This is a genomic window from Kineococcus vitellinus (genome assembly GCF_009906315.1).
Lineage (GTDB): Bacteria > Actinomycetota > Actinomycetes > Actinomycetales > Kineococcaceae > Kineococcus > Kineococcus vitellinus.
In genome coordinates this window covers 1-4,122 of sequence record NZ_JAAALL010000350.1, presented here as the reverse complement: position 1 = coordinate 4,122, position 4,122 = coordinate 1, and the positions used below count along the sequence as shown (strand labels likewise).

The following is a 4,122-nucleotide window of genomic DNA, read 5'->3' as shown; positions in this document are numbered from 1 at the left end:
CCGCCCGCGTCCACCCGCCCGTCCACCCGCCCGCCGCGCCCGCTGCCGCGGCGGTCCGGCAGCCCCCCTCGAGCCGCCGGACCGCGCGGGGTCAGGACAGCTTCAGGGCCAGGTCGGTGACGGCCGCGTCCAGGGTCCCGACGACCGGCGCCGCCCCGGTCAGCAGCGAGACCTCGTGGACGGTGGAGCGGCCGGCGTCCTCGCCCGTGCCGGGGACGACCGCGTACCCGGTGGTGCCGGCGATGTCGAAGCCGACGTCGCCGGACAGGTCGGCGCCCAGCGCGCCGGTGGCCGCCAGGGTGCCCGCGTTGGCGGGGGACTGCACGGCCACCTGGTCGGTGGTGGTGTTGAGCACGAACAGCGTCGTGGCCGTGGCCGCGTCGAGGTCGTTGTTGGTGTACGCCGCGGCGGTGACGCCGGTGGTGGTGCCGGCGGTGGGCGGGCTGGTCAGCGGGGTGTCGGCGACGGTGGGCGCACCGGGCGTCGCGAACGGCTGGCGCAGGTTCTGCCCGGTGTCGCTGACGACGCGCAGCGCGTTCGCCGCGGGGTTGAAGTCGACGCCGAAGGAGCTGCCCTCCAGCGGCACGCTCAGCTGCAGCACGCGGGTCGCGGTGGCGCGGTGCACGTCCAGGACGTAGACGCCGCCCCGGTCGCCGACGCCGTAGACCTGCTTGTCCTGCACGCGGGCGTCGATGCCGACCAGGCGGGTGTCGCCCTGCAGGCCCTGCAGCGCGCCGGTGTGCTTGACCTTGCCGGGGCGGTCGGTGGCGAAGGTGACGAGGCGGGTGCCGTCCACGAGGCCGACGGCGCGCGGGGAGCCGCCCTGCCCGCGGCCGCCGTCGGAGGCGGTGGCGCTGGCGGCGGGGGCGAGGACGACGGCCGCGGCGGCGGCGGCGGCGAGCGCGGTACGGGGTCGCACGGGGTTCCTCCAGGTGTCCGGGGCCCGGCCGGTGCCGGGTTCGGGGGTGCTTACGCGCCCCGCCCGCCCCGCGTTCACCGCCGCCGGCAGCAGTCCGCGGGGAGGTGCGCGAGGCCGGCGGGAGGTCGCCGCGAGCGGCGCCGGTAGCGTGCGCCACCGTGAGCGCGACGACCGGTGCCGGCCCGCGGGGCGGCGCCCGGCGGGGCGACCTGCCCGCGGTGGGCATGGTCCTCGGCGCGGCGGCCTCGGTGCAGGTCGGCGCCGGCGTGGCCAGCTCCCTGTTCGCCTCGATCGGCCCCGCCGGTGCCGCGGCCCTGCGCCTGGTGGTCGCCGGCGTGGTCCTGCTCCTCGTCGTCCGGCCCCGGGTGCGCTCCTGGACGCGGCGGCAGTGGCTGCTGTCGGCCGGCTTCGGCGTCAGCCTCGCCGCGATGAACACCTCCTTCTACGAGGCGCTCTCGCGCATCCCGCTCGGCGTCGCCGTCACCTGCGAGTTCCTCGGGCCGCTGGTGCTCTCGGCGGTGCTCACCCACCGGCGCCGCGACCTGCTGTGGGTGGGGCTGGCGCTCGTCGGCGTCGTCGGGCTCGGCGTCGGCGGGGACGGCGCCGGCGGGTCGCTGGACCCGCTGGGCGTCCTGCTCGCCCTCACCGCGGGCGCGTTCTGGGCCGGCTACGTCCTGCTGAGCGCCCGCGTCGGCGCCGCGACCCCCGGCCAGAGCGGGCTGGCCGTCGCCAGTGCGATCGCCGCGCTGCTGCTCACCCCCGTCGGGGTGCTCACCGCGGGCACCGACCTGCTGCACCCGCAGGTGCTCGCCCTGGGCCTGGTGGTGGCGCTGGCGAGCTCGGTGGTGCCGTACTCCCTGGAGCTCGTCGCGCTGCGGCGGCTGCCGGAGCGCACCTTCGGCGTCCTGCTCAGCCTGGAACCGGCCATCGCCGCCGTCGTCGGCTTCCTGCTGCTGTCCCAGGCGCTGCCGTGGACGTCGGTGGTGGCCGTCGCCGTCGTCGTCGCCGCCTCCGCCGGCTCGACGGCCTCGGCGGGCCGCGAGCGCCGCCGCGCCGACCGTGATCTCGCGACGCGCGCCGCGGGCGGGGGCGGCTAACCTCGGCGGCGTCGGTGCGGTGCAGCAGTGCACCGCGGCAGTCTGTCGAGGAGGACGACGGTGACCACCCAGGAGAGCAGCAGCGAGACCCCGGTGACGGTGGCGCCCGACCCGGCGTTCGCCGCGCAGGCCGTGGCCGGCCCCGACCTCTACGAGCGGGCCGCCGCCGACCGGCTGGGGTTCTGGGCCGAGCAGGCCCGCGAGCACGTCACCTGGGCGAAGGACTTCGAGGAGGTCCTGGACTGGTCGGGCGCGCCGTTCGCGAAGTGGTTCGTCGGCGGCGAGCTCAACGTGGCCGTGAACTGCGTGGACCGCCACGTCGAGGCCGGGCACGGCGAGCGGGTGGCCCTCCACTTCGAGGGCGAGCCCGGCGACACCGCCACCGTCACCTACGCGCAGCTGCACGAGCAGGTCCAGCGCGCCGCCAACGCCCTGGCCGCCCTCGGCGTAGGGGCCGGCGACCGCGTCGCGGTCTACCTGCCGATGCTCGTGGAGTCCGTCGTCGCGATGCTCGCGTGCGCCCGCCTGGGCGCGGCGCACTCGGTGGTCTTCGGCGGCTTCTCCGCCGACGCGCTGCACTCGCGCATCGTCGACGCCGAGGCCAAGGTCGTCATCACCTGCGACGGCTCCTACCGGCGCGGCAAGCCCACCACCCTCAAGCCCGCCGTCGACGCGGCGCTGGCCAAGGGCGCCCCCAGCGTGACGAACGTGCTCGTCGTGCGGCGCAACGGCGAGGCCGTGGACTGGACCGAGGGCCGGGACGTGTGGTGGCACGAGGCGCTGGAGGCCGCGAGCCCGGTGCACGAGGCGCAGGCCTTCGACGCCGAGCAGCCGCTGTTCATCCTCTACACCTCCGGCACCACCGGGAAGCCCAAGGGCATCCTGCACACCTCCGGCGGCTACCTCGTGCAGACCGCGTACACGACGAGGAACGTCTTCGACGTGCGCCCCGAGCGCGACGTCTACTGGTGCACCGCCGACGTCGGCTGGGTCACCGGGCACAGCTACGTCGTCTACGGCCCGCTGGCCAACGGCCTCACCCAGGTCGTCTACGAGGGCACCCCCGACACCCCCGACAAGGACCGCTGGTGGTCCCTGGTGGAGAAGTACGGGGTGACGGTCCTCTACACCGCGCCGACGGCGATCCGCACCTGCATGAAGTGGGGCGAGGAGTTCCCCGCCCGCCACGACCTGTCCTCGCTGCGGGTGCTGGGCAGCGTGGGGGAGAACATCAACCCCGAGGCGTGGAACTGGTACCGCCGCGTCATCGGCGCCGGGCGCACCCCCATCGTCGACACGTGGTGGCAGACCGAGACCGGCGCGCAGATGATCGCGCCGCTGCCCGGCGTCACCGCCCTCAAGGCCGGCTCCGCGCAGGTGCCGCTGCCCGGCATCGCCGCCGAGGTCGTCGACGACGCCGGTGAGCCGCTGGGGCACGGGCAGGCCGGCTACCTCGTGCTCACCGAGCCGTGGCCGGCCATGCTGCGCGGCATCTGGGGCGACGAGCAGCGCTTCAAGGACACCTACTGGGCGCGCTTCCCGGGCCGCTACTTCGCCGGCGACGGCGCCAAGCGCGACGAGGACGGCGACATCTGGCTGCTCGGGCGCGTCGACGACGTCATGAACGTCTCCGGGCACCGGCTGTCCACCGCCGAGATCGAGTCCGCGCTCGTCTCCCACCCCGACGTCGCCGAGGCCGCCGTCGTCGGCGCCACCGACGAGACCACCGGGCAGGCCGTCGTCGCGTTCGTCATCCTGCGCGGCGGGCACGAGCAGGGCCCGGACACGGTGGCGCAGCTGCGCGACCACGTCGGCAAGGAGATCGGCCCCATCGCCAAGCCGAGGTCGATCATGGTCGTGGCGGAGCTGCCGAAGACCCGCTCCGGCAAGATCATGCGCCGGCTGCTGCGCGACGTCGCCGAGCACCGCCCCACCGGCGACGTCACCACCCTCACCGACTCCACGGTGATGGACGCCATCACGCAGGGCATGAGCGCCACCAGCGGCGACTGAACCCCTGCACCGCACCACCCCTCCACCGCACCCCCTCCTCCGCGCCGCCGCGCGGGCGAGGGGGTGCGGTGGAGGGGTGGTGCGGTGCAGGGG

Annotated in this window: 3 protein-coding genes; 2 read left to right on the top strand and 1 reads right to left on the bottom strand. The window is 75.8% G+C overall.

The window, feature by feature from the left end; all coding sequences use genetic code 11:
- Window positions 1–91 precede the first annotated feature (91 nt).
- On the bottom strand, window positions 92–919 hold the full coding sequence (locus GTQ99_RS20595; RefSeq protein WP_166617570.1) for a DUF4394 domain-containing protein: 828 nt from the start codon (window positions 917–919) through the stop codon (window positions 92–94).
- A gap of 158 nt (window positions 920–1,077) precedes the next feature.
- Here GTQ99_RS20595 and GTQ99_RS20590 point away from each other — a divergent pair, with 158 nt between their 5' ends.
- Complete coding sequence (locus tag GTQ99_RS20590; protein WP_338075160.1) at window positions 1,078–2,016, top strand: EamA family transporter; 939 nt, start codon at window positions 1,078–1,080, stop codon at window positions 2,014–2,016.
- Between the two features lie 60 nt (window positions 2,017–2,076).
- A complete protein-coding gene (acs, locus tag GTQ99_RS20585) occupies window positions 2,077–4,029 on the top strand; it encodes an acetate--CoA ligase (protein WP_166617569.1) in 1,953 nt (650 codons plus the stop codon).
- The last annotated feature ends 93 nt before the right edge of the window (window positions 4,030–4,122 follow it).